The 22,287-nt window shown below is 71.0% G+C and carries 24 protein-coding genes; 14 read left to right on the plus strand and 10 right to left on the minus strand.

Annotated features, from left to right (window positions below; all coding sequences use genetic code 11):
• Nucleotides 1–73: 73 nt before the first annotated feature.
• On the plus strand, nt 74–1,033 hold the full coding sequence (locus ACILR4_RS01355) for a peptidoglycan-binding protein (RefSeq protein ID WP_395699017.1): 960 nt from the start codon (nt 74–76) through the stop codon (nt 1,031–1,033).
• A gap of 96 nt (nt 1,034–1,129) precedes the next feature.
• The gene (locus ACILR4_RS01360) at nt 1,130–1,954 is read left to right on the plus strand and encodes a hypothetical protein (protein WP_395699018.1); all 825 of its coding nucleotides are present in this window, start codon (nt 1,130–1,132) and stop codon (nt 1,952–1,954) included.
• Here ACILR4_RS01360 and ACILR4_RS01365 read toward each other — a convergent pair.
• The 3 genes from ACILR4_RS01365 to ACILR4_RS01375 all read right to left on the minus strand — a co-directional run bounded on the left by ACILR4_RS01365 (nt 1,951) and on the right by ACILR4_RS01375 (nt 3,674).
• The gene (locus tag ACILR4_RS01365; protein WP_395699019.1) at nt 1,951–2,256 is read right to left on the minus strand and encodes a hypothetical protein; all 306 of its coding nucleotides are present in this window, start codon (nt 2,254–2,256) and stop codon (nt 1,951–1,953) included. The two genes, ACILR4_RS01360 and ACILR4_RS01365, sit on opposite strands and share 4 nt — an antisense overlap.
• A gap of 76 nt (nt 2,257–2,332) precedes the next feature.
• Nucleotides 2,333–3,376 (minus strand): pseudaminic acid synthase, encoded by a 1,044-nt coding sequence (gene pseI, locus ACILR4_RS01370; RefSeq protein WP_395699020.1) that lies wholly within the window; start codon nt 3,374–3,376, stop codon nt 2,333–2,335.
• A gap of 94 nt (nt 3,377–3,470) precedes the next feature.
• Nucleotides 3,471–3,674, minus strand: coding sequence for a hypothetical protein (locus ACILR4_RS01375; protein ID WP_395699021.1), 204 nt, complete (start codon nt 3,672–3,674; stop codon nt 3,471–3,473).
• Between the two features lie 126 nt (nt 3,675–3,800).
• On the opposite strand from ACILR4_RS01375, the gene ACILR4_RS01380 reads away from it, so the two are divergent.
• Nucleotides 3,801–4,865, plus strand: a complete 1,065-nt coding sequence (locus ACILR4_RS01380) for a glycosyltransferase family 2 protein (RefSeq protein ID WP_395699022.1) — start codon at nt 3,801–3,803, stop codon at nt 4,863–4,865.
• Entirely contained in the window at nt 4,862–6,427 is a 1,566-nt protein-coding gene (locus ACILR4_RS01385; RefSeq protein ID WP_395699023.1) for an ArnT family glycosyltransferase, read from the plus strand. The genes ACILR4_RS01380 and ACILR4_RS01385 overlap by 4 nt, the downstream gene beginning before the upstream one ends.
• Here the strand turns inward: ACILR4_RS01385 and ACILR4_RS01390 are convergent.
• On the minus strand, nt 6,387–6,785 hold the full coding sequence (locus ACILR4_RS01390; protein ID WP_395699024.1) for a GtrA family protein: 399 nt from the start codon (nt 6,783–6,785) through the stop codon (nt 6,387–6,389). The two genes, ACILR4_RS01385 and ACILR4_RS01390, sit on opposite strands and share 41 nt — an antisense overlap.
• Here ACILR4_RS01390 and ACILR4_RS01395 point away from each other — a divergent pair.
• The 9 genes from ACILR4_RS01395 to ACILR4_RS01435 all read left to right on the plus strand — a co-directional run bounded on the left by ACILR4_RS01395 (nt 6,768) and on the right by ACILR4_RS01435 (nt 15,107).
• The gene (locus tag ACILR4_RS01395; RefSeq protein WP_395699025.1) at nt 6,768–7,631 is read left to right on the plus strand and encodes a ChbG/HpnK family deacetylase; all 864 of its coding nucleotides are present in this window, start codon (nt 6,768–6,770) and stop codon (nt 7,629–7,631) included. The two genes, ACILR4_RS01390 and ACILR4_RS01395, sit on opposite strands and share 18 nt — an antisense overlap.
• Before the next feature lie 102 nt (nt 7,632–7,733).
• The gene (locus ACILR4_RS01400; protein ID WP_395699026.1) at nt 7,734–7,991 is read left to right on the plus strand and encodes an acyl carrier protein; all 258 of its coding nucleotides are present in this window, start codon (nt 7,734–7,736) and stop codon (nt 7,989–7,991) included.
• Nucleotides 7,992–8,001: 10 nt separating this feature from the next.
• Nucleotides 8,002–8,760: an SDR family NAD(P)-dependent oxidoreductase gene (locus ACILR4_RS01405; protein ID WP_395699027.1), complete on the plus strand. Its 759-nt coding sequence runs from the start codon at nt 8,002–8,004 to the stop codon at nt 8,758–8,760.
• Nucleotides 8,761–8,772: 12 nt separating this feature from the next.
• The gene (locus ACILR4_RS01410) at nt 8,773–10,278 is read left to right on the plus strand and encodes an AMP-binding protein (RefSeq protein ID WP_395699028.1); all 1,506 of its coding nucleotides are present in this window, start codon (nt 8,773–8,775) and stop codon (nt 10,276–10,278) included.
• Nucleotides 10,279–11,367: an acyl-protein synthetase gene (locus tag ACILR4_RS01415; protein ID WP_395699029.1), complete on the plus strand. Its 1,089-nt coding sequence runs from the start codon at nt 10,279–10,281 to the stop codon at nt 11,365–11,367.
• 5 nt (nt 11,368–11,372) lie between these two features.
• Nucleotides 11,373–12,584, plus strand: coding sequence for an acyl-CoA reductase (locus ACILR4_RS01420; RefSeq protein WP_395699030.1), 1,212 nt, complete (start codon nt 11,373–11,375; stop codon nt 12,582–12,584).
• A gap of 14 nt (nt 12,585–12,598) precedes the next feature.
• On the plus strand, nt 12,599–13,648 hold the full coding sequence (gene pseG, locus ACILR4_RS01425; protein ID WP_395699031.1) for a UDP-2,4-diacetamido-2,4,6-trideoxy-beta-L-altropyranose hydrolase: 1,050 nt from the start codon (nt 12,599–12,601) through the stop codon (nt 13,646–13,648).
• A 93-nt stretch (nt 13,649–13,741) separates the two neighbouring features.
• Complete coding sequence (locus tag ACILR4_RS01430; protein ID WP_395699032.1) at nt 13,742–14,386, plus strand: hypothetical protein; 645 nt, start codon at nt 13,742–13,744, stop codon at nt 14,384–14,386.
• Between the two features lie 22 nt (nt 14,387–14,408).
• Complete coding sequence (locus ACILR4_RS01435; protein WP_395699033.1) at nt 14,409–15,107, plus strand: hypothetical protein; 699 nt, start codon at nt 14,409–14,411, stop codon at nt 15,105–15,107.
• A 64-nt stretch (nt 15,108–15,171) separates the two neighbouring features.
• Here ACILR4_RS01435 and ACILR4_RS01440 read toward each other — a convergent pair whose 3' ends face one another.
• The 6 genes from ACILR4_RS01440 to ACILR4_RS01465 all read right to left on the minus strand — a co-directional run bounded on the left by ACILR4_RS01440 (nt 15,172) and on the right by ACILR4_RS01465 (nt 21,279).
• On the minus strand, nt 15,172–15,702 hold the full coding sequence (locus tag ACILR4_RS01440; RefSeq protein WP_395699034.1) for a GNAT family N-acetyltransferase: 531 nt from the start codon (nt 15,700–15,702) through the stop codon (nt 15,172–15,174).
• A complete protein-coding gene (locus tag ACILR4_RS01445) occupies nt 15,702–16,988 on the minus strand; it encodes an aminotransferase class III-fold pyridoxal phosphate-dependent enzyme (RefSeq protein ID WP_395699035.1) in 1,287 nt (428 codons plus the stop codon). Before ACILR4_RS01445 ends, ACILR4_RS01440 begins: the two co-directional genes overlap by 1 nt.
• A 35-nt stretch (nt 16,989–17,023) precedes the next feature.
• Nucleotides 17,024–17,794 (minus strand): cytidylyltransferase domain-containing protein, encoded by a 771-nt coding sequence (locus ACILR4_RS01450; RefSeq protein ID WP_395699036.1) that lies wholly within the window; start codon nt 17,792–17,794, stop codon nt 17,024–17,026.
• 2 nt (nt 17,795–17,796) lie between these two features.
• Nucleotides 17,797–18,654, minus strand: a complete 858-nt coding sequence (locus ACILR4_RS01455) for an aldo/keto reductase (RefSeq protein WP_395699037.1) — start codon at nt 18,652–18,654, stop codon at nt 17,797–17,799.
• Entirely contained in the window at nt 18,654–19,820 is a 1,167-nt protein-coding gene (gene pseC / locus ACILR4_RS01460) for a UDP-4-amino-4,6-dideoxy-N-acetyl-beta-L-altrosamine transaminase (protein ID WP_395699038.1), read from the minus strand. The genes ACILR4_RS01455 and pseC overlap by 1 nt, the downstream gene beginning before the upstream one ends.
• A 184-nt stretch (nt 19,821–20,004) precedes the next feature.
• A complete protein-coding gene (locus ACILR4_RS01465; protein ID WP_395699039.1) occupies nt 20,005–21,279 on the minus strand; it encodes a M20/M25/M40 family metallo-hydrolase in 1,275 nt (424 codons plus the stop codon).
• A gap of 104 nt (nt 21,280–21,383) precedes the next feature.
• On the opposite strand from ACILR4_RS01465, the gene ACILR4_RS01470 reads away from it, so the two are divergent.
• On the plus strand, nt 21,384–22,283 hold the full coding sequence (locus ACILR4_RS01470) for a LysR substrate-binding domain-containing protein (protein WP_395699040.1): 900 nt from the start codon (nt 21,384–21,386) through the stop codon (nt 22,281–22,283).
• The last annotated feature ends 4 nt before the right edge of the window (nt 22,284–22,287 follow it).

The following is a 22,287-nucleotide window of genomic DNA, read 5'->3' on the forward strand; positions in this document are numbered from 1 at the left end:
GGCTGAGGCACACGGTTCCTAGACTGCTCTCCATCGACGCCCGGTCCTTTTCCCCGGGACGCAGGAGCACCCGATGACCGTGACCCTTCTGGCGCCGCAATGGGCGGCTAACCAGCGGCTTCAGCGCGCCGCGAACAACAACCCGCCGATGCGCCAGGGCGAGCCCGACAAGGCCGCCGTCAAGCTGCTGCAGCAGGCCTTGATCGCCGCGGGCTTCAACATGGCCGCCGGCGCCGACGGCGCCTTCGGCCAGCAGACCGCGAACGCCGTGATCGCCGCCGAGAAGCACTTCGGCTTCACGCCCGACAACGGGGTCGCCGGCCGCGAGGTGCTGGGCGCACTGGACCTCGCGCAGCGCGGCTGGAAGCCGCCGGCCACCGGCGCGCACTGGGGCGGCCAGCTGGCGCGCACCATCGTGCCGCTGGCCCAGCGCAAGATCGGCCGTGCGATTGCCGCGCTGACCGACGTGCGCACGATGCTGGCCACCGGCGGCTTCGACTTCGTCACCGCCGACGGCGTGACGATGACCGCGCTGAAGACCCATTTCAAGCTCGTGCCGCCCGGCGGCGCACGCTTGCCGATCGAGGCCTTCATCGCCACCGGCACCATCGACCCGCTGCTGGCCAACTTCCGCGCCGTGCAGCGCACGCTGAACAACGCGCTGATGCTGAAGCACTCGATCTGCACGCTGGGGCTGGACATCGCGGCCGAAGCTCCGTTCGGCGGCCCGGTGCTGTTCGGCCCGGCCTACTCCGACTTCAAGTTCGACCCGGTGGCGGTGACCAACATCGACGTGACCGGCCCGAACTCGCTGGCCGCGATGATGATGCACGAGGCCACGCACGTGATCGACAACCTCTCGGGCAGCGACGCGACGCACATCTCCGAGTTCACGCCCGAGTACGAAACGCAACCGGCCGCGCAGGCGCGCCACAACCCGAGTGCCTACGCCACCTTCGCGGCGCACATGGACGAGCGCGCAGACCGCCCGCGTGCGCAGCGCTACGGCCTGGGTACGGGCCGGCCGCTCTGAGACCGCCACGCTGAGGCAGCCACATCGAACTGCCGGGCCTTCCGGCCGCTGTTCGCGGCATGTGCCCCGGGCCCGCCGGCCTAGACTGCCGGCGACATGGAAACGGCCGTCCACCTCTACCAGATCGCGTATTCCGAGGCCTCGCGCGCCGCGCTCGAGCCCGGCTACCGCATGCTCGACAACCTGGGCAACGAGCGGCCCGACTGGTACGAGTACTGGCCGATCCGCCGCCACCTGCTCAGCGAACCGCTGGACGACGCGGCCTTCTACGGCTTCTTCTCGCCGAAGTTCGGCACCAAGACCGGCCTGAGCCACGTGCAGGTGCAGGCCTTCGTGCGCGAGGCCGCACCGCAGGCCGACGTGGTGCTGTTCTCGCCTCAGCCCGACATGGGCGCCTTCTTCCTCAACGTGTTCGAGCAGGCCGAGGCCTTCGATGCCGGCCTGATCGCCGCCTACGAAGCCTTCCTGCAGCACATCGGCCGACCGGTGCCGCTGGCGCAGCTGGTGATGGACTCGCGCCAGACGGTGTTCTCGAACTACTTCGTCGCGCGGCCCGCGTTCTGGCGCGAATGGCTGGCGCTGAACGAGGCAATGTTCGCGGTGTGCGAAGGCCCCGACAGCGCGCTGAGGGCGGCGCTGTGCCAGGCCACCACCTACTCCGGCCCGAACGGCGCCGCGCAGCGCAAGGTGTTCCTGATGGAACGCGCCGCCTCGCTGCTGCTGACCACGCAGCCGCACTGGCGCAGCGTGGCGCACAACCCCTTCGGCATGGGCTGGTCGATGTCGCGTTTCCGCGAGCATCCGAACGAGGCCTTCATCAGCGACGCCTTGAAGATCGCGTGGCGCGACCAGCGCTACCCGCAGTACCTGCAGGCCTTCATCGCGGTGCGCGAGCGCTTCCGCGCTGGCGCATCGCGCTAGCCCCTCCGGCCGCGCGCCTGTCGCACGAAGCCGGCCGCCAGTGCCGCCGGCGTGCGGAACATGCTGTTGGGCTGCGTGAAGGCGGCGGTGGACCAGCCGAAGTCGAAGCCGACATCGCGGGCCACGTCTTCCAGCGCCAGGCACAGTTCCACCAGGTCGCGGGTGTCGAGCAGGCCGCCTTCGCCGGCCAGCAGGCTTTCGGTGCCGATGGCGATGCCGAGTTCGTCGGTGATGTCGCGGATCGCGGTGTAGACCCGGGCCTCCAGGATCGCCGGGTCCAGCTTGTGGGCGGGGCGGTTCATCTCGGCACCGCCCGGCCGTTCCGAAGGGGCCGAGCGCCCCCGCGGGGGGCAGCGCACGAAGTGAGCTCGGGGGCTCTCATCGCAGCAGCTCCCAGGCCACCGGCGTGCCGCGCCTGGCACCGCGCGGCACGCGCATGCCCAGCACCAGGTCCAGGTGCTTGGGCGGCAGGCCCAGGCCGGGGCGGATGGCGCGCACGTTCTCGCGCGTGAGCACGTCGCCGGGCTGCAGGTCCTGCACGATGTAGAGCGAGCGGCGGTGCAGCATCGACTGCGCCTCGGCCTTCGAGCCGCCGAAGCGCACCTCGCCCAGGCCCTGCCAGGCGCGCTCGGTTTCGATGCGCAGGGCCTTCAGCTCGGCCGGCTCCAGCGAGAAGGCCGAGTCGACGCCGCCGTCGGCGCGCGCCAGCGTGAAGTGCTTCTCCACCACGCAGGCGCCCAGCGCCACTGCGGCCACGGCCACGCCGCAGCCCATGGTGTGGTCGGACAGGCCGATGTGCACGCCGAAGGTCTCGCGCATCACCGGGATCGTGCGCAGGTTGGTGTTCGCTGGCGTGGCCGGGTAGGTGCTGGTGCACTTCAGCAGCACGATGTCCGGGCAGCCGGCGGCACGGGCCTCGCGCACGGTCTCGTCGATCTCGGCGACCGTGGCCATGCCGGTGGAAATGATCATCGGCTTGCCGGTGGCCGCCACCTTGCGGATCAGCGGGATATCCGTGCATTCGAACGAGGCGATCTTGTACGCCGGCGCGCCCAGCGACTCGAGGAAGTCGACCGCGGTGTCGTCGAAGGGCGTGCTGAAGCAGTGGATGCCGCGCTGGGCCGCACGCTCGAAGATCGGCCCGTGCCAGGCCCAGGGCGTGTGCGCCTCCTCGTACAGGTCGTACAGGTGGCGGCCGGCCCACAGGCTCTTCGGGTCGTCGACCACGAAGCCGGGCGCGTCGACCTTGATCGTCATCGTGTCGGCGGTGTAGGTCTGCAGCTTGATCGCGTCGGCCCCGGCATCGGCCGCGGCGTCGACGATGGCCAGTGCGCGGTCCAGCGACTGGTTGTGGTTGCCCGACATCTCGGCAATCACGTAAGGGCGTGCGTTCGGGCCGATCTCGCGTTGGCCGATCTTCATGGGGGCAGCACTCCGGGCAAGGGATGGAACGTTGCCGCCGATCTTCGCGCGCGGGCGCTGCCGCCGAGCGCCGGAAAAGCAGGGGAAACGGCGCTCAGTCGTCCACAAAACCCGCTTTGAAGAAGCTCCAGCGCGTGCCGTCGTGCAGGTAGAAGCTGCCGTTGTCGCAGGCGTCCTTGCCGGGAAAGTAGTCGCGGTAGGCCTTGGGCACCAGGCGCTCGAGCTGCTCTTCGTCGAGCTCGTCGAACTGTTCGGGCGTGATTGGCCGGCCCACGCGCAGCCTGCGTTCCTGTTCCATCGTTTCAGTGTAGCGACAGCCTTCCTACGGGCCCGCCTACGGGACGGCGTGTCCGCTTAAGGGATCGCTAAGGCACGCCCTCCACAGTTCCGCCGCGCCGCTGCCAGGCGCACACTCGACTTGCCCGTGACCACCGCCAACACCCTCGATGTCGACCGTGCCGGACGCGACGGCGCCGCCGCCGACGCACGCCCTGCCACGCCCGCCAGTGCGGGCCGGCCGGGCACGCTGCATCGCCGCACCCTGCCGCCGGCCCTGTCCTGCGTGGTGCCTTGCCGCAACGAGGCGGCCAACCTCGACCTGCTGCTGCCGCGGCTGCGCGCCGCACTGGACGGCCTGGTGCCGGTGTGGGAAATCGTGCTGGTGGACGACGGCAGCAGCGACGCCACGGCCGACCGCATCGAGGCCTGGGTCGCCGCCGGCGGCGTGCGCGTGCTGCAGCTGTCGCGCAACTTCGGCAAGGAAGCGGCGCTGACGGCCGGCATGGAAGCGGCCCAGGGCGATGTGGTGGTGCTGATGGACGCCGACCTGCAGCACCCGGTCGAGCTGATCGAGACCTTCCTGCGCCACTGGCGTGCCGGCGCCGACGTGGTGTACGCGCTGCGCCAGGACCGGCAGCAGGAGTCCTGGTTCAAGCGCATCGGCGTGCGCGGCTTCTATGGCCTGCTCAACGGCGGCGGTCGCTTCGAGGTGCCGGCCGGCGCCGGGGACTTCCGCCTGATGGACCGTGCGGTGGTCGACGCCCTGCTCGCCATGCCGGAGCGCAACCGCTTCCTCAAGGGCCTGTACGCCTGGGTCGGCTTCGAGTCGGTGGCCGTGCCCTACACGCCCAACGAGCGCCAGCATGGCCGCAGCCACTTCGACGCGCTGCGCCTGGTCGGCCTGGCGCTCGACGGGCTCACCGCCTTCACCACGCTGCCGCTGCGCGCGGTCAGCGTGCTGGGCTTCGCGATGGCGCTGCTGGCCTTCGGCTACGGCGCCTACCTGAGCGGGCGCTACCTGCTCTACGGCAACGAGGTCAGCGGCTGGACGACCATCGTGGTCAGCCTGATGCTGCTGGTGGGCATCCAGCTGATTTCGCTGGGCGTGGTCGGCGAATACGTGGGCCGCATCTTCGAAGAGGTGAAGTTCAGGCCGCTGTACGTGGTGAAGCGCCGCTGGGGCCGCGGCCTGAAGCGCGAGGACGCATGACGGCCGCCGTCGCTGGAGCCAGCCAGTCCGCGGCCGTGCGGCGCGAGGCCTGGCGCATCGGACTGCTGGTCTTCGCCTGGCTGGCCTTCACCGCCTGGGCCCGGCCGCTGATGCTGCCCGACGAGGGCCGCTATGCCGGCGTGGCCTGGGAGATGATGCGCTCGCAGGACTGGCTGACACCGACGCTGAACGGCCTGCCCTTCTTCCACAAGCCGCCGCTGTTCTACTGGATCACCGCGGCCTCGATGTCGCTGCTGGGCCCGGGGCAATGGTCCGCACGCACCGCTTCGCTGCTCGGCGCCACGCTGGGCGCGATGGCGCTGTACCTGTTCACGCGGCGCTGGTATGGCGAGCGCCCCGCGCGCTCGGCCCTGCTGGTGCTGCTGGTGCAGCCGATGTGGTTCCTGGGTGGCCAGTTCGCCAACCTGGACATGCTGGTGGCCGGCTGCATCGTCGCCTGCACGCTGGCGCTGGCCCATGCCGCGCTGCTGGTCGAGGCGGCGCGGCCGCATCGCGCCAGCCTGCTCGCGGCCTACGCGCTGGCGGCGCTGGGCGTGCTGGCCAAGGGCCTGATCGGCTTCGTGATCCCGGCCCTCATCGTGACGGCATGGCTGCTGCTGCGCCGGCGCTGGGGCAGCGTGTGGCGGCTGCTGTCGCTGCCCGGCGCGCTGCTGTTCCTGGCGATTGCCGGGCCGTGGTTCTACGCGATGGCCACGCGCTTCGAAGGCTTCCTGCACTACTTCTTCGTGGTCCAGCACTTCCAGCGCTTTGCCGCCGGCGGCTTCAACAACGTGCAGCCATTCTGGTTCTACCCTGCCGTGCTGGCGCTGTTCAGCCTGCCCTGGCTGCCCTGGTGGCGCGCGCCCCTGCCGGCGAGCGACCAGGCGCCCGCGCCGGCGCAACGGGCCGGCGTGCTGCTGATGCAGGTGGCGCTGGCCACCGTGCTGCTGTTCTTCTCGCTGCCGCAGTCCAAGCTGCTCGGCTACATCCTGCCGGCCGTGCCGCCGCTGGCCTGGCTGCTGGCCCGGCACCGCCCGGCGCCGCAGGCCACGCTGCGGGCGCAGCGCTGGTGGTGGGCCACCGTGGCGTTCACGGCCTGCGTCGGGCTGGTGGCCGTGGGGGCCCTGGCGCTGGACCGCAAGCACAGCGCCCGCGCGCTGGGCCAGGCGCTGGCCGCGGCGCGCCAGCCCGGGGAACCGGTGCTGATGCTCGGGCTCTACCTGTACGACGTGCCGCTCTACGCGCGGCTGACCGAGCCGGTGATGGTGATGGACGACTGGACCGACCCCGACGTGACGCAGCGCGACTCCTGGCGCAAGGAGCTGTGGGACGCCGGCCAGTTCGCGCCCGCGCGGGCCGCGCGCCTGCTGGTGGGCGCCGACGCGGCCCGGGCCGCGCTGTGCCATGCGCCGGTGGCCTGGGTGATCGGCTGGACGCCGGCCGGCAATGGTCCCGGCCTGCCGCGCTGGATGGGGCAGGCCACGGCCATCCGCCAGGGGCATGCGCAGACGCTCTGGCGCGTCACTCCCGCGCCGTGCGCGCAAACGCCCAATGGCGGCTGAGCAGGTAGGTCAGCCCGGCGACGCCGACCAGCACCGCCGCCAGCAGCAGCCCGTAGTGGGCGGGTGCCCAGGCCAGCAGCAGGGCGTAGGCGGCCTCGTTGATCGCGAAGCTGAGGGCCGACAGCGCGACGAAGCGCAGCGCCGCACGCCCCAGCGGCCCGCCATGGCCGCGGAAACTGAGCCGGTGATGCCCGCTGATCGAGACGCCCAGCGCCACCAACCAGGCCCCGACGTTGGCCAGCAGCGGCGGCCAGCCCGCCTGCCCGACCAGCAGCATCGCGACGCACCAGTGCACGGCGGCGGCCGCGCAGCCGACGGCGACGAACCAGCCGACGCGGCCATGCGGGGCGGCACTCATGCAGGGAAACGGAAGCTGTGCATCTGCGCCGACGATTTTGGCCTGCATCCGGCCGTCGACGCGGGCATCCTGCAGCTGGCCGCCCGCGGCCGTCTGCAGGCGGCGTCGGTGATGAGCCTCGGGCCGGCCTGGGCCGCCGATGCGCCGGCCCTGTGCGCCCTGGCCGACGCCGCGCGGCAGGGGCCGGGCCTGGACATCGGCCTGCACCTGGACCTGACCGCCTTCACCACACCCGGGCTGCGGCACGGCCTGGCCTGGTGGATCGCGGCGAGCCACCTGCACCTGGTCGACCGCCCCGCGCTGGCCGCCGAGATCGATCGCCAGCTCGCCGCCTTCGAGCGCCATCGCGGCGCGCCACCGGACTACATCGACGGCCACCAGCATGTGCACCAGCTGCCGGTGGTGCGCGACAGCCTGCTGCACGCCCTGCTGCAACGCTGGCCGCAGCACCGCCCCTGGCTGCGCGCGACGCGGCAGGCGCGCGGCCCGGGCGACGGCGCGGGCCAGGCCTTCAAGCGCCGCGTGATCGAAGGGCTGGGCGCCCGCGGGCTGCGCGACCTGGCCCGTCGCCACGGTCTGGCGCAGAACCGGCGCCTGCTCGGCGTCTACGACTTCCGGGGCGGCGAGGCCCGCTACCGGCAGCTGCTGGCCGGCTGGCTGGCCCAGGCCGAGGACGGTGACCTGCTGATGTGCCACCCGGCGATCGACAGCGTCCCCGGCGACGCCATCGCCGCGGCCCGGGTCGCCGAGTTCGCGGTGCTCGCCTCCGACGCGTTCGCCGCCAGGTGCGCCAGCGCGGACCTGCGGCTGTCAGCGCCGAGCCGCTGGCCTCCGTCAGGCCGCTGAGCGCCCGACCTGGCCGGTTTTCCCCGGCTTTTCCGCGGCTCGGCGGGCTCAAGGCCCGACTACAGTGCCCCAGGCAATGCCCGGAATGCCGCTGGAGAACCCATGGAAGCCTGCCTGACGACCGAGAACCACGAGAAGCTGACCCACGCCTTCGTCGAGGTGATGAAGATCGACGCGGCCCGCGTCGTCGACAGCCTGGCCTATGGCGAAGCGCCCGAGTGGGATTCGCTGGCCCACATGGCGCTGGTGGCCGAGCTGGAGAACGCCTTCGGCCTGATGCTGGACACCGAAGACATCATCGCGATGAGCTCGGTGGCCGAGGTGCGCCGCATCCTCGGCAAGCAGGGCGTCGAGTTCTGATCCCGCACCGATGGTTCAGACGCTCGCGCTGACCGGCCGCGTGGCCGTCGTCACCGGCGCCGGCCGCGGCATCGGCCGCGCCTGCGCCGAAGCGCTGGCCGCGCAAGGCGCGCACGTGCTGCTGGCCGGCCGCCAGGCCGAACCGCTGGAGGCCCTGGCCGCCGCGCTGGCCGAAACCCAAGGCCGTGCCTGCGCGACCGCCCTGCCCTGCGACGTGGCCGACCCCGCCGCGGTGCGCGACCTGTTCCAACGCGTCTTCAAGGACCACAAGCGCCTGGACACGCTGGTGGCCAATGCCGGCGTGATGGACGATGCGCTGATCGGCATGGTCACGCCCGAGCTGATCCAGCGCGTGTTCGCCACCAACACCTTCGGCCTGCTGCACTGCGCGCAGTACGCCAGCCGGCTGATGGCGCGATCCGGCGGCGGCAGCATCGTCGCGCTGTCGTCCATCGTCGGCGTCGAAGGCCACGCCGGCCAGTCGGTGTACGCCGGCAGCAAGGCCGCGGTGCTGGGCATCGTGCAATCGCTGGCGCAGGAGCTGGCGCCGCAGGCCATCCGCGTCAATGCGGTGGCGCCCGGCTTCATCGACACCGAGCTGACCCGCACACTGCCCGAGGCCAAACGCGCCGCAGCGCTGGCGCGCATCGCACTGCAGCGCGCCGGCACGCCCGAGGACGTGGCCGCCACCGTGCTGTTCCTGGCCAGCGACATGGCACGTTATGTCACCGGCCAGGTGATCGGTGTCGATGGCGGCATGAAGATCTAGCGCCGGACTGCCATGCGTGCCCTCGACCTGCCCCTGCCGCTGAACCTGACGCTGAACCGCACCCGCACGATCGAGGCGGCGCCGGGCACCTGGCATGCGCCGATCTGGGCGCTGGAACGCTTCGGCGACCAGCCGGCCCTCACCGAGGCCGATGGCCGCACGCACAGCTACCGCGCACTGGCCGCGCTGGCCGACGAAGCCGCCGCGCCGCTGCAGGCCGGCAGCGTGTTCGCGCTGGCCTGCAGCAACACGCTGGCCAGCGTCAGCACCTACCTCGGCGCGCTGCGCAAGCACGCGGTGCCGCTGATGCTGGACGCCGCGCTGCTCCCCGAACAGACCGAAGCACTGCTGCAGCGCTACGGCATCCGCCAGTGCTTCGACGGCGCCAGCGGCCAGTGGCGCGAAGTGCCCGGCACGGTGCCGGCGCCCACGCTGCACGCGGACCTGGGCCTGCTGCTGTCCACCTCCGGCAGCACCGCCTCGCCCAAGCTGGTGCGCCTGTCGCGCGACAACCTCGCGGCCAACGCCGCCAGCATCGCGCACTACCTGCAGCTCGATGCCGGCGAGGTGGCCATCACCACGCTGCCGCTGCACTACTCCTACGGCCTGTCGGTGCTGAACTCGCACCTGGGCTGCGGCGCCCGCGTCGTGCTCACCGAGGCCTCGGTGGCCCAGGCCGGCTTCTGGCAGCAGATGCGTGACCACGGCGTCACCAGCCTGGCCGGCGTGCCCACGCTGTGGCGACTGCTGCGCCGCCTGCGCTTCGAGCGCATGAGCCTGCCCGCGCTGCGCACGCTGACGCAGGCCGGCGGCCGGCTCGAACCCGAAGAGATCCAGTGGCTGGCCGATGGCGCACGCGCCGCCGGCCGCCGCGTGTTCATCATGTACGGCCAGACCGAGGCCACCGCCCGCATCGCCTACCTGCCGCCTTCGCTGCTGCCCACCAAGGTCGGCAGCATCGGCGTGGCCATTCCCGGTGGCCGGCTGCGCGTGCTGGACGCCGAGGGCCAGGCCATCACCGCCCCCGGCGTCGACGGCCAGCTGGCCTACAGCGGTCCGAACGTGATGATGGGCTATGCCGAGACGCCCGAACAGCTGGCCGACGGCGCGCAGCTGAACGAGCTGCTGACCGGCGACCTCGGCCATGTCGACGACGAAGGCTGCTTCTGGGTCACCGGCCGGCTGAAGCGCTTCGTCAAGGTGTTCGGCCACCGCGTCAGCCTCGACGAGGTCGAGCGGGATGTCCGGGCGATCGTCGGCGCCATCGGCCTGGAGGCCGGCGTGACCGGCCGCGACGACTGCGTGATGATCGGCCTGGCCGGTGGTGCCGATGCCGCGCGCTGTGCCGAGCTGCAGCGCACGCTGGCACAGCGCTATCGCTGGCTGCCGGCCGCGCTGCGGGTGCTGCCGGTCGCGGCGCTACCACTGGCCAGCAACGGCAAGCCGCAGTACGGCGAACTCCTGGCGCTGCTGGATGCGCAGGCCGAAAGCCCGAAGGCCGCTGCAGGAGCGCGTTAGGTGCCCGACGAGACCACAACCTCCTTCCTCGACTGGCCAGTCTACGAACTGCCACGCGAGGACAAGCGCGCCCGCCTCGAAGCCGAGCTGAACGCGCTGACGCGCCACCACGCCGCGCACTGCGAGCCCTATGCCCGCGTGCTGGCCGCACAGGGCGTGGACCCGCAGCAGGACCGCCGCCTCGAAGACCTGCCCTTCCTGCCGGTGCGCCTGTTCAAGCACCGGCTGCTGGCCAGCGTGCCGCAAGACCAGGTGTTCAAGGTGCTGACGTCCTCCGGCACCAGCGGCCAGACGCCTTCGCGCATCACGCTGGACAAGACCACCGCGGCGCGCCAGACCACCGCGCTGGCGCGCATCATGCAACGCTACGTCGGCCGCGCGCGGCTGCCGATGCTGATCATCGACCACCCCGGCGTCATCAAGGACCGCAAGAGCTTCTCGGCGCGCGGCGCCGGCATCCTGGGCCTGGCCAACCTGGGCCGCGAGCATGTCTACGCGCTGCGCGACGACATGAGCCTGGATATCGAGGCCGTGCAGGCCTTCTGCGCCAAGCACGCCGGCCAGCCCAAGCTGCTGTTCGGCTTCACCTTCATGGTCTGGCAATATCTCGTTCTATCGCTTGAAAAGAGCGGCCATACGATCGACCTGTCCGGCTCGGTGCTGATCCACAGCGGCGGCTGGAAGAAGCTGCTGGACATCGCGGTCGACAACGAGCAGTTCAAGGCCCGCTTCGCGGCGGTGGCCGGCGGAAACGTGAAGGTGCACAACTTCTACGGCATGGTCGAGCAGGTGGGCTCGGTGTTCGTCGAGTGCGAAGCCGGGCACCTGCATGCGCCGGCCTTTGCCGACGTGCTGGTGCGCAGCCCCGAGGACTGGCGCGTGCTGCCGCACGGCCAGGCCGGCGTGGTGCAGGTGCTGTCCTGCCTGCCGGGCAGCTACCCCGGCCACAGCCTGCTGACCGAGGACCTCGGCACCGTGCTCGGCGAAGACGATTGCGCCTGCGGCCGCCTGGGCAAATACTTCGCGATCCACGGCCGCGTGCCCGCCGCCGAAATGCGCGGTTGCAGCGATACCCACGCCGCCGCCTGAGCCCCATGCCGCACGCCCTCGTCCTGTCGCCCGAACAACTCGACCTGCCCCGCCTGCAGGCGCTGGACGACCTGCCGCCCTTCGGCACGCTGCAGATCGACTTCGCGGCGGCGCTGTCGCGCGCGCTCACCACCTCGGCCGCGGCGCGCGCGCATCCGGAACTGGTGGCGCTGGGCTTCTGGCTGCGGCCGGCGCACGTCAAGCGCCTGATCGACGAGCTGCTCTCGGGCCACGGCCAGCAGACCGAGCTGCTGCCGCGCGGCCTGGCCTTCCACATCGCGCCGGGCAACGTCGACACCATCTTCGTCTACTCGTGGCTGCTGTCGCTGCTGTGCGGCAACCGCAGCATCGTGCGTCTGTCCTCGCGCGCCAGCGCGCAGACCGAGCTGCTGCTGGACACGCTGGCCACGCTGCTGGCCGAGCCCGCCTGGGCGCCGATTGCCGAGCGCGTGGCGCTGCTGCGCTACGGGCATGACGAGGCCATCACCGCGCGCCTGTCCGCCGCCTGCGACCTGCGCGTGATCTGGGGCGGCGACGCCACCGTGAACACCGTGCGCGCGCTGCCCTTGCCGCCGCATGCCACCGAGCTGTGCTTCCCGGACAAGTTCTCGCTCACCGTGCTCAAGGCCGGCAGCGTCGACGCGCTGGACGACACCGCGCTCGCCGCGCTGGCCCGCGCCTTCTGCAACGACGCGTACAGCTTCGGCCAGATGGCCTGCTCGTCGCCGCGCCTCGTGCTGTGGCTGGGCGACGACGCGGCCACGCAGGCCGCGCGCCGGCGGCTGTGGCCCGCAATCGAGGCGCGCGCCGCGCAGATGGCCCATGGCCTGGGCACCGCCGACATGGTGAACAAGACCGTCGCCGCCGACCTGCTGGCGATGCAGGCCGCGGTGCGCATCGAGCCCGGGCCCAACCTGGTCACCCGCGTGTGGCTGCACGAGCCCGCGGTGCACGCCGAGCTGCATTGCGGCGGCGGCCTGTTCCACGAGGCCCGGCTGGCCACGCTGGACGACATCGCGCCGCTGCTGAACCGCCGCATCCAGACCGTCTCGCACCACGGCTTCACGCGCGACGAGTTGCAGACCTTCGTGCGCCGCGCCCGGCCACGCGGCATCGACCGCTTCGTGCCGGTGGGCCAGGCGCTCGACTTCGCGCCGGTGTGGGACGGCCTCAACCTGTGGCGCGCCTTCCTGCGCGAAGTCGACATCCGCGCTTGAGCGCCCCTGCCACGATGCGCGCCGTCATTCGCGCCGATGCTTCCGCCACCATCGGCCATGGCCATGTGATGCGCTGCCTGGCGCTGGCCGGCGCCTTGCGCGAGCGCGGCTTCGCGTCCATCCACTTCCTGCTGCGCCGCCAGCCCGGCGATGCGGTGGCCGCCATCGAACAGGCCGGCTGCGACTGGCATGCGCTGCCCGATGACGCGGCCGACGCGCAGCGCGACGCCGAAGCCAGCGCCGCGCTGCTGCGCACGCTGGGCGGCACCGACCTGCTGGTGCTGGACCACTACCAGCGTGGTGCCGACTGGGTGACCACCGTGCGGCCGCAGGCCCGCTGCGTGCTGGTGATCGACGACCTGGCCGACCGGCCCCTGGCCGGCGACCTGCTGCTCGACCAGAACTGGCATGACGACGCCTTTGCACGTTATCGGCCCGTCTGGCCCGCCGGCGGCAAGACCCTGTTCGGCCCTGCCTACGCGCTGCTGCGCCCCGAGTTTGCTGCCGCGCGCGCGGCCCGCGGCCCGCGTGACGGCCCACTGAAGCGCGTGGTGATCGCCTTCGGCGGTAGCGACCCCGACAACGCCACCGAGGCCTGCCTGGCCACGCTGCATGGCGCACACCCGGCGCTGCACTACGACGTGATCATCGGCAGCGGCGCGCCGCAAGGGCCCGCGGTGCGCGAGCGCTGGGCCAAAATGCCGCAGGTCGAGGTGACGATCGGCGCCCACGACATCGCGCGCCGCTTCGCCCTGGCCGATCTCTTCGTCGGCGCCGGCGGCTCGATGACCTGGGAGCGTGCGAGCCTGGGCCTGCCCGGCATCACCCTGCCGATCGCCGCCAACCAGCAGCCGCTGTGCGCGAAGCTGGCCGCGGCCGGCGAAGGCATCGACCTCGGCGCCTTCGATGCCTCGAAGATGCCGCCGCTGTGCGCGGCGCTGAGCGTTCTCGCAGCGCGTCCGGAAGCCGTTCGCGACATGGCCACGAAGATCGCTCGACGCTGCGATGGGGCAGGCGCGAGCCGGGTGGCTGCAGCCGTGCATGCAAGACTGGATGCCGTGTGACCCTTCGTTAGGGATGGGCTGTCCCCTTCGCGGCCAGTAGTCTGCCGCACCGCATCAGCCTCGCCAGGCTGCGCAAACAAGGGGGAACAACGAGTGAGCGATGACTTGAGCAGTGGCGGCATTCCGTATGCCATTGGGCAGAGTTCGGTGGTGCGCATCCCGATCCCGGGTACGCAAGGCTTGGCCATCGAACTGACGCCGCGCGGCTGGGTACCTCGCGGCGGATCGACTTCCGTCCTGTTCTTTCAGGACCTCACCGGCAAACGGCACCTGCGGCTCGACTTTGGCTACAACGTAGCCACCAAGACGATTGACTACCACTGGAACCAGGCCCGCACGCATCAGCAATTTGGCATCGCAGACCACACGCCGGTCGGCCGAGCCGGACCGAGCGCCTATGCCGTGGCCAAATACTTTCGATACGCTGGCCGCGTCTTTCTGGTGGCGGGTGCCGCGCTCGACATTGCCTCAGTCGTTTACTCCAGCCAACCGATTCGACGCGCTACCGAAGTCGTCGCGGGATGGGCAGGCGCGTGGGTTGGCTGCAAGGCAGTCGGTGCCGGCGGTGCCGCGCTGGGCACGCTCGCGTCGCCACTGGGGTCGGCCATCGGTGGTGTGGGCGGCTGCATCATTGGCGGTGCAGCCGGCTACTATGCTGCATCGACGGCAGCCGGACAGGTGTATGTCTGGATAGAGGGCACGACCTTCGCCAGGCTTCCAGAGTCCGCTGCGCCATGAGGACAGCAACCTGCGAGCCGCAATGACTGCAGATGGCGAACAAACCCTCCTGCTTTGCAGGGCACCGGCTGGCCGACAGTGGGAGCTCGGTCCTGTTGCGGAATTGCCGTTTCCACACTGGCTGATCGGCTGGCCCCCCGCCGGTCGCATCGACGCGATCGTGCCGACCGTGGTGCGCCGGGTCCTCACCGGGGCCTTGACATCCTTGGCACCACTCGCCTTTCTGGCTTCGTCGGCCAGCGGCGGCGACAAGCCCTTCGATGGCAGTTCCACGCTGGCTGACTTGGGCCGAAGCATTGCGCGGCGTGTCGGGTTGGCCAGTCCGTCTCCAGCTTGCTGGCGCCAAGAAGCCGCTGCCAAGGACGCGGAAGCAGTCTTCGACCAGCACGGCTTCGACTGGGCATTGCGTGCACAGCTTGGCCTCGTGTGTCCAGCGGTCTCGGATCTGCCGACCCCTTCCAAGGAATTCGTCGACGCGATCCTGGGTGAGCGTTGGGCCGACCAACTGCCTGCGCTTGTTGGCCGCGGCGTTCTGGCCATGTTGCGACCCGGTGTCGACGGTGACGTCGCCCTGCTTGTCGCGGCCACGCCTGCGGTCGAGGCCAGAATCGCCGACGCGCTGGATCGGACCGCCGCCGAAACCGGCGTTCGCCTGATCACACTCGACGAACCCGCATTCGCAGAACGGCTGGCGCAGCGACGCCTGGGCATCCCGAGCTGAGCAGCACAAGGCCGGCGATCCGGCGACGACCTGGACCTGCGGGCCGCGCTGGGCTGACGCCCGTTCAGGCCACCGGCGCCGGCGCGAATTCGCGGTACAGCCGCACCACCTCGTGCGTCTCGCCGCCGCGCGGGCGCTGGTAGCGGTCGCGCTCGGTGAAGCGGAAGCGCTTGTGCAGCGCCAGCACCGCGGCGTTGAAGCTGAACACTTCGCAGTCGATGCGCCGGGCCTGCAGCTGCTGTTGCGCCCAGGCGATCGATTGCTCTTCCATCCCGCTCCACGCGCGCAGCTGCTGCAGTGGCTGCGCGAAGGCATCGGGGTCGAGGTAGAAGCCCCAGTCCCACACGCCGGCTTCCTTCGCTTCGGTCTTGCTGCGGGTGAAGGTGACGACGCCGCAATCGCGGCCCTCGTGCACCAGGATCAGCAGATGGTGATCCGCCGACGCCAGCACGCGCGCGAACCAGGCCGCATGCTCGTCCGGCCCGATCACGTGATCGGTGAACATCACCCGCCGCACCGCCGGATGGTTGCGCCAGGCCAGCACCGTGGCGCTGTCGGCGGCCTCGGCGGGCCGAAGGCGCGTCGTCAGCGACATCAGCGGACCTTGAAGAGAGGCACCAGCGGATCGCAGCGCAGCTGCTGGCGCAGCGTGCCAGCGTCCAGTGCCTTGCCGATCATCGGCAGCACCTCGCGGTACATGCCCAGCAGTTGCTGGATGTCGGCGTCGCTGTGGGCATAACTCAGATTGTGAGCGCCCAGGCACAGGATGCCGCGCTGGTGCTGTTCCTGCATCAGCAAGGTCTTGATGTCGAACACCGTCGAGCCGCGGGCGTCCTTGATGTTCAGGAAGCTCCAGGTCGGGTGGCCGCTGACCGAGAACACGTCGTCGAGCCTATGCTCGGCAATGGTCTGCTTCAGCCCGGCCTGGATGGTCTCGCCGTGCTGCGTGAGGCGCGCCACCACCGGCTCGCGTTGCAGCTTCTGCAGCGTGGCCTTGGCCGCGGCCAGCGAGAGTGCCTCGCCGCCGAAGGTGAACGAGAAGAAGATCTCCTCCATCAGCTTCATCACGTCGGCGCGGCCGGCAATCGCCGACACCGGGTAGCCATTGGCCATGCCCTTGCCAAAGGTGGCGAGGTCGGGCGTCACGCCGAACCAGGCCTGCGCGCCGCCGTTGGCGAGGCGGAAGCCGGTGATCGTCTCGTCGAACACCAGCAGCGCGCCATGGGCATGCGCCAGGTCCTTCACCGCCTGCAGGTAGCCCGCGGCCGGCGCGGTGGCGCCCACCGGCTCCATGATCACCGCGGCAATCTGGCCCGGGTGCTTGGCGAACAGCGCTTCCAGCGCGGCGATGTCGTTGTACGGGAACGGGTGCGTCAGCTCGCGCGTCGAGACCGGCACGCCGCGGTTGCGCGCCGTGGTGCCGATGTACCAGTCCTGCCAGCCGTGGTAGCCGCATTGCGCGATGTGCTCGCGGTTGGTGAAGGCGCGCGCCAGGCGCACCGCGCCGGCGGTGGCGTCGGACCCGTTCTTGCCGAAGCGCACCATCTGCGCACAGGGCACCATCTCGCAGATCAGCTCGGCCACCTCGGTCTCCAACCGGTGCGGCAGCGAGAAGATCACGCCGTCCTGCAGCTGCGCTGCCACCGCGGCGGTGACGTCGGCATCGCCGTAGCCCAAGGTGATCGACGCCAGGCTCATGATGAAGTCGACGTACTCGTTGCCGTCCATGTCCCACACATGCGAGCCCTTGCCGCGCTCGATGAAGTACGGCGACACGCCCTTGGGGTACTGCGTGCGGCTCTTGCTGAAGGTCTGGCTGCCCAGCGGAATGACGCGCTCGGCACGCTGCAGGAAGGCTTCGGATCGGGTGAACTGGCGCATGGTGGTTCCTTGCGGGAAGTCAGGGGGAGTCGGTCTCAGGCCGCGAGCGAGGCCGCGTCCTGCTGCAGGCTTTTCAGGTAGCCCTCGTTGCGCTGGTGCGGGTTGACCTTCAGCAGCGCAGGCCGGGCATCCAGCACGCGCAGGAAGTCGAACAGGTCGGCCTGCAGTGCGGCCTCGGCGCCGAAGGCGTCGACCAGCGCACGCACCACGGCCAGGTCGTCGGCATGGTCCACGGTCCAGCGCAGCGAGGACAGGTCCACCGCGCCGGCCAGGCTGCCGCGGCGGAAGCCGGCTTCGGGCACGCGCAGGTAGGGCGTGACGTGCTCGCGCTCGCTCGGCAGCTTCGCCTCGACGAAGGCGCGCTGCAGCGCGGCGTGCGTGAAGGCCTCGACGTCCAAGCCGTCGGGGTACATCGCCGGCTCGCCGTTGGTCACGTAGTCCAGGCCGTTGCCGCGCAGGTGCTCCACCGCGCGGTCGATCAGCGTCGGGTCGATCAGCGGGCAGTCGCCGGTCAGGCGCACCAGCACGTCGGCGCCGCGGCCTTCGGCGGCGCCGGCAAAGCGCGCCAGCACGTCGTCCAAGCTGCCGCGATGCACACCGAAGCCCAGGGCCTGCACGGTGGCGGCCAGCTCGTCGTCGCTGGCATCGGTGCTGGTGGCCAGCACGATCTCGTCGATATGCCGGGCGCGCCTGACGCGTTCGAGCATGAAGCCGATCAGCGGCCGGCCGCCGAGTTCCTTCAGCACCTTGCCGGGCAGGCGGGTGCTGGACATGCGGGCTTGGACGATGGCCAGGGTCTTGCTCATGCTCAGGCCGCTTTCTTCCAGACGCGGGGGTCGATGACGGCGGGCTCGTCGGTGGCCAGGTCGGGCCAGGCCAGCGGGGTCGCGCGAGTCCAGGCGGTGGCAATCTGTGCCAGCTGCGCCACGCTCTCGACGCCGACCACGCAGTAGCGCACGCCGGGCAGCGCCTTCACCGCACTCAGCGCGGCGGTCAGCGGCGACAGGCCGTGCTCCAGGCAGCGCTGTTGCCAACGCGCCAGATGAGCGGCCGCATCCGGTACGCGCGCCCCGCCCTGCTCGGCCGGGGCCAGCAGCAGGCCTTGCAGGAAGGCCGAGCGCAGGTGCAGCTCGACACCGTCGAATTGATGCTCGGCCAGCCGCTGGTCCAGCACGTTGCCGGGCAGCTGGGCAATGCGGATGTCGTAGCGGCGGCGCAGCGCTTCGAGCTGCTGCGGGCCGTAGCACGAGACGCCGAGCCGGATGTGCGCTGGCCCACAGCCATCGGCAGCGGCACGCCACAGCGCGTCGCCCAGCGGGCCGGCCAGGTTGTCGGCGCTGTGGAACAGCACCGACTGCAGCAGCGTGCCCAGGCGTTGCTGCGAGCGTTCGAGCGAGCTGCGCACGAACGCAGCCGCAGCATCAGCCGTGTTCACCTCGGCCGGCAGCGGCGGAATCTTGCTGACCACCGAGAACGGCGCGCCGCCGGTCAGGCCGGCCAGCCGCTGTTCGATGTCGCCGTAGGCCGCCGCGGTGTCGAGCACGCGAATGCCCAGCGCCGCGGCCTGCTCGAGGATGCGGCGCGCCTCGTCGTCGGGCACCTGCTGGCCCGAGCCGACCACGCCATAGGCCAGGCCGAACTGAACTGTCCCCAGCGCCAGTTCCATCAGCGCACCTTCACCGCCGCAGCCAGCGTCGCGACCACATGGTCCTGCTCGGCGGCCGTCATGTCGGGGAACAGCGGCAGCGAGATCGCGCCGGCGTAGTAGGCCTCGGCGTTGGGGAAGTCGCCGCGCCGGAAGCCCAGGCGCTGGTAGTGCGGCTGGGTGTGAATCGGGATGTAGTGCACGTTGACACCGATCTGCGCGTCGCGCAACGCCTGGAACACGTCGGCACGCTTGGCGGCGCAGCGCTCGGCATCGACCTCGATCACGTACAGGTGCCAGGCCGAGACACGGTCGGCCGCGCGCGCGGGGCGCTTCACCGGCAGGCCGGCCAGCAGGCCGTCATAACGTTCCGCCAGCGCGGCCCGCTGCGAATGCATCTGCGGCAGGCGCTTCAGCTGCGAGGAGCCGAGCGCCGCCTGCAGTTCGGTCATCCGATAGTTGTAGCCCAGGCATTGCTGCTCGTAGACCCACGGGCCCTCGGGCTCGGCGTCCATCTGCGAACGCTCGCGCGTCATGCCGTGCGAACGCAGCAGGCGCAGGCGCTCGGCGACCTTCGCATCCTGCGTGGTGACCAGGCCGCCCTCGGCCGTGGTGACGATCTTCACCGCATGGAAGCTGAACACGCTGGCATCGGCCCAGGCCGCGCCCACCGGCTGGCCGAGGTAGCGCGCACCGGTGGCATGCGAAGCGTCTTCGAGGATGCGGAAGCCGTAGCGGTCGGCCAGCGCGCGCATCTCGCGCAGGTCGGCCGGCAAGCCGGCGAAGTCCACCGGAATCAGCAGCTGCGGCAGCGTGCCGCTGCGCTCGGCGGCCACCAGCTTGTCGGCCAGCGCGGCCACCGAGAGGTTGCGCGTGGCCGGGTCGATGTCGACGAAATCGATGCTGGCGCCGCAGTACAGCGCGCAGTTGGCCGAGGCCAGGAAGCTGTTCGGCGTGGTCCACACGCGCGCGCCGGGCCCGATGCCCAGCGCCAGGCAGGCGATGTGCAGGCCGGCGGTGGCGTTGCTCACCGCCACCGCATGCGCCACGCCGTGCAGCGCGGCGAACGTCGCCTCGAAGCGCGGCACCTCGGCGCCTTGCGTCAGGTACTCCGAGCGCAGCACCGCGGTGACGGCGGCAATGTCGTCTTCGGTGATGCTCTGGCGGCTGTAGGGGATGAAGGCCATCGTCGGGTGCTCCGCGGGCCCTGTTCTCCGCCGCCGGACCACCGGTGCGCGCGCCCCCAAAGGCTCGCGCGGCCGCGGCAGGCGCAGGACCACGCTGTCGATGATCCTGCAATGCCGCCGGCGCAATGCGCCGAATAGCGCGGGTTTCCCCGCCGATCAATGCGCCTGCTTCAGTGCGTCCCGTTCACGGCGCCTTGCCGCTGGCCACGTCCATCACCAGGCGGGTGGCCAGGTACAGCCGCGGCACGATGGAGTCGAGCTTGACGTACTCGGCATTGTTGGAATGCGAGCCGGAACCGCTCAGGCCGAAGCCTTCGATCACCGGGCCGCGCGCCTTGACGAAGGCAAAGGCCGCATCGGTGCCGCCGCCCGTGGCCTTTTCCAGCACCTTCAACGGCAGGCCCAGCTCACGGTAGATGGCCACGGCCCGGTCGCCCAGGCTGCGCGAGGCGGGCGTGGCCTCCAGCGGCGGGCGCCGGATCTCGAAGTGCAGGCCCACCTTGGCCTCGGGCAGGCGCTGGGTCTTCACCCGCTGCTGCAGCGTGGCCTGCAACGCGTCGAAATCGGCCAGGCGCAGCGCGCGCGCATCGGCCTGCGCGCTGGCACGCGCGGGAATCACGTTGCGGTTGGTGCCGGCCTGCGAGACGGTCCAGTGCAGCGTCAGGCCCTCGGCCGGTTTCGACAGGTCGCTGAGCTGCAGGATCTGGTGCGACAGCTCGACCAGCGCATTGACGCCCTTCTCCGGCGCCGCGCCGGCATGCGAGGCGCGGCCTTCCACCGTGAGGTAGGCCGAGCCGATGCCGCTGGTGGCCAGCCGCAGGTTGCCGCTGTCGCCACCGCCCTCGAACGAGAACACCGCGTCCTGGTCGGCCGCCATGCGGGTGATGGTGCTGCGCGAAGCGGGCGAGCTGATCTCCTCGTCGCCGTTGATCAACACGGTCAGCGTGTCGTAGTCGCGGAAGCCCAGCTTCTGCAGCATCGCCACCGTGTGCAGGATCAGTGCGACGCCCTGCTTGTCGTCCAGGATGGCCAGGCCATAGGCCCGGTCGCCGTCGATGCGGAAGGGCTGGTCCTTCAGCATGCCGCGCAGGTACACGGTGTCCATGTGCGCGATCAGCATGATTTTCTTGCTGCCCTGGCCCTTGAACTCGGCATGCACCATCGCGCCCTGCCGCGGCGGCGTGTCTTCCATGCGGTAGACGTCCTCGGACTGGATCAGCCGCACCTGGCCGCCCAGCTGGACCAGGCGGTCGCGGATCAGCGCGGCCAGCTGGGCCAGGCCCTGCGGGTCCTTGCTGCCGGACTCGATGCCGACGAGCTCGCGCAGGGTGTCCAGCAGCGGCGCCTGCTCGGCACTGGCCAGCGCATGGATGTCGGCCACGGGTTCGGCCCAGGCGGCGGGGGCATGCAGGCCGGCCAGCAGCGCGGCCGCGGCAAGACAAGGGGTCCAGGAACGCATGAATGCCTTTCTTCGGTGAACCGGCGCACTCTAGGCAAGGACGGGGATGCTGAAAAGATGTCAGCCTCTTGCCAGCGATCAGCTTTGCTGATCATCATGCCGGCATGAAACTGCAGCAGCTCGAAGTCTTCGTCGCCGTCGCGCGTGAACGCAGCCTGCGTGCCGCGGCCCGGCGCCTGGCGCTCACCCAGCCGGCGGTGACGCGCAGCATCCAGGAGCTGGAAGCCGACCTCGGCGCGGTGCTGATGAACCGCAGCGTGAAGGGCGTGGACCTCACGCCGGCCGGCCAGGCGCTGGAGGTGCGCGCCGGCCAGCTGCTGGAAGACGCGCGCCGCGCCCGCGAGGAGATCGAGCAGCTGCAGGGCGAGCTGCGCGGGCGGCTGAGCTTCGGCACCACCTCGTCGATTGCGCTGGCGCTGCTGCCGCAGGCCATCCAGCAGTTCCGGCAGGCGGCCCCGCTGGCCGAGCTGTCCATCACCGAGCTGAAGTTCCCGCAAGGCGCGCAGCGGCTGCGCGACGGCCAGGTGGACTTCGCCGCCACCCACATGCTGCCGGACATGCTGGACGAGGACCTGCGCAGCATTCCGCTGCTGGAGACCGAGTTCGTCGCGATGGCGCGCGCCGGGCATCCGCTGATCGGCGCACGCACGCTGGCCGAGCTGGTGGACGCCGAATGGCTGCAGCCGCTGACCGACGAGGCTCGTCCGTCGTCGGTGGTGGCCCGGGCCTTCAGCGAAGCCGGCCTGCCGCCGCCGCGCGGCATGGTGCGCTATGCCTCGCTGGCGGTGATGCTGGCGCTGGTGTCGTCCACCGACATGCTGGGCGCCGCCTCGCGCCCGCTGGCGCAACGCCTGGCCGCCTTCGGCCTGCAGCCGGTGCAGCTGCAGGCGCCGCTGGCGCGGGTGCAGATGGGCGTGGTGATGCGCAGGTCCTATCGGCCAACGCCGATGGCCACGCAGTTCCTGTCCTGCCTGCAGACGGCCGCACGGGCCGCCCAGGCCTGACGAC

The sequence above is a fragment of the Aquabacterium sp. genome, from assembly GCF_044226965.1.
Taxonomy (GTDB): domain Bacteria; phylum Pseudomonadota; class Gammaproteobacteria; order Burkholderiales; family Burkholderiaceae_C; genus Pseudaquabacterium.

What these genes read in the sequence shown, in the direction of transcription:
- ACILR4_RS01355 (WP_395699017.1), top strand. Translation starts at nt 74, where the DNA reads ATGACCGTGACCCTTCTGGCGCCGCAATGGGCGGCTAACCAGCGGCTT.
- ACILR4_RS01360 (WP_395699018.1), top strand. Translation starts at nt 1,130, where the DNA reads ATGGAAACGGCCGTCCACCTCTACCAGATCGCGTATTCCGAGGCCTCG.
- ACILR4_RS01365 (WP_395699019.1), bottom strand. Translation starts at nt 2,256, where the DNA reads ATGAACCGCCCCGCCCACAAGCTGGACCCGGCGATCCTGGAGGCCCGG.
- pseI (WP_395699020.1), bottom strand. Translation starts at nt 3,376, where the DNA reads ATGAAGATCGGCCAACGCGAGATCGGCCCGAACGCACGCCCTTACGTG.
- ACILR4_RS01375 (WP_395699021.1), bottom strand. Translation starts at nt 3,674, where the DNA reads ATGGAACAGGAACGCAGGCTGCGCGTGGGCCGGCCAATCACGCCCGAA.
- ACILR4_RS01385 (WP_395699023.1), top strand. Translation starts at nt 4,862, where the DNA reads ATGACGGCCGCCGTCGCTGGAGCCAGCCAGTCCGCGGCCGTGCGGCGC.
- ACILR4_RS01395 (WP_395699025.1), top strand. Translation starts at nt 6,768, where the DNA reads ATGCGGGGCGGCACTCATGCAGGGAAACGGAAGCTGTGCATCTGCGCC.
- ACILR4_RS01390 (WP_395699024.1), bottom strand. Translation starts at nt 6,785, where the DNA reads ATGAGTGCCGCCCCGCATGGCCGCGTCGGCTGGTTCGTCGCCGTCGGC.
- ACILR4_RS01400 (WP_395699026.1), top strand. Translation starts at nt 7,734, where the DNA reads ATGGAAGCCTGCCTGACGACCGAGAACCACGAGAAGCTGACCCACGCC.
- ACILR4_RS01405 (WP_395699027.1), top strand. Translation starts at nt 8,002, where the DNA reads ATGGTTCAGACGCTCGCGCTGACCGGCCGCGTGGCCGTCGTCACCGGC.
- ACILR4_RS01410 (WP_395699028.1), top strand. Translation starts at nt 8,773, where the DNA reads ATGCGTGCCCTCGACCTGCCCCTGCCGCTGAACCTGACGCTGAACCGC.
- ACILR4_RS01420 (WP_395699030.1), top strand. Translation starts at nt 11,373, where the DNA reads ATGCCGCACGCCCTCGTCCTGTCGCCCGAACAACTCGACCTGCCCCGC.
- pseG (WP_395699031.1), top strand. Translation starts at nt 12,599, where the DNA reads ATGCGCGCCGTCATTCGCGCCGATGCTTCCGCCACCATCGGCCATGGC.
- ACILR4_RS01435 (WP_395699033.1), top strand. Translation starts at nt 14,409, where the DNA reads ATGACTGCAGATGGCGAACAAACCCTCCTGCTTTGCAGGGCACCGGCT.
- ACILR4_RS01440 (WP_395699034.1), bottom strand. Translation starts at nt 15,702, where the DNA reads ATGTCGCTGACGACGCGCCTTCGGCCCGCCGAGGCCGCCGACAGCGCC.
- ACILR4_RS01445 (WP_395699035.1), bottom strand. Translation starts at nt 16,988, where the DNA reads ATGCGCCAGTTCACCCGATCCGAAGCCTTCCTGCAGCGTGCCGAGCGC.
- ACILR4_RS01450 (WP_395699036.1), bottom strand. Translation starts at nt 17,794, where the DNA reads ATGAGCAAGACCCTGGCCATCGTCCAAGCCCGCATGTCCAGCACCCGC.
- ACILR4_RS01455 (WP_395699037.1), bottom strand. Translation starts at nt 18,654, where the DNA reads ATGGAACTGGCGCTGGGGACAGTTCAGTTCGGCCTGGCCTATGGCGTG.
- pseC (WP_395699038.1), bottom strand. Translation starts at nt 19,820, where the DNA reads ATGGCCTTCATCCCCTACAGCCGCCAGAGCATCACCGAAGACGACATT.
- ACILR4_RS01465 (WP_395699039.1), bottom strand. Translation starts at nt 21,279, where the DNA reads ATGCGTTCCTGGACCCCTTGTCTTGCCGCGGCCGCGCTGCTGGCCGGC.
- ACILR4_RS01470 (WP_395699040.1), top strand. Translation starts at nt 21,384, where the DNA reads ATGAAACTGCAGCAGCTCGAAGTCTTCGTCGCCGTCGCGCGTGAACGC.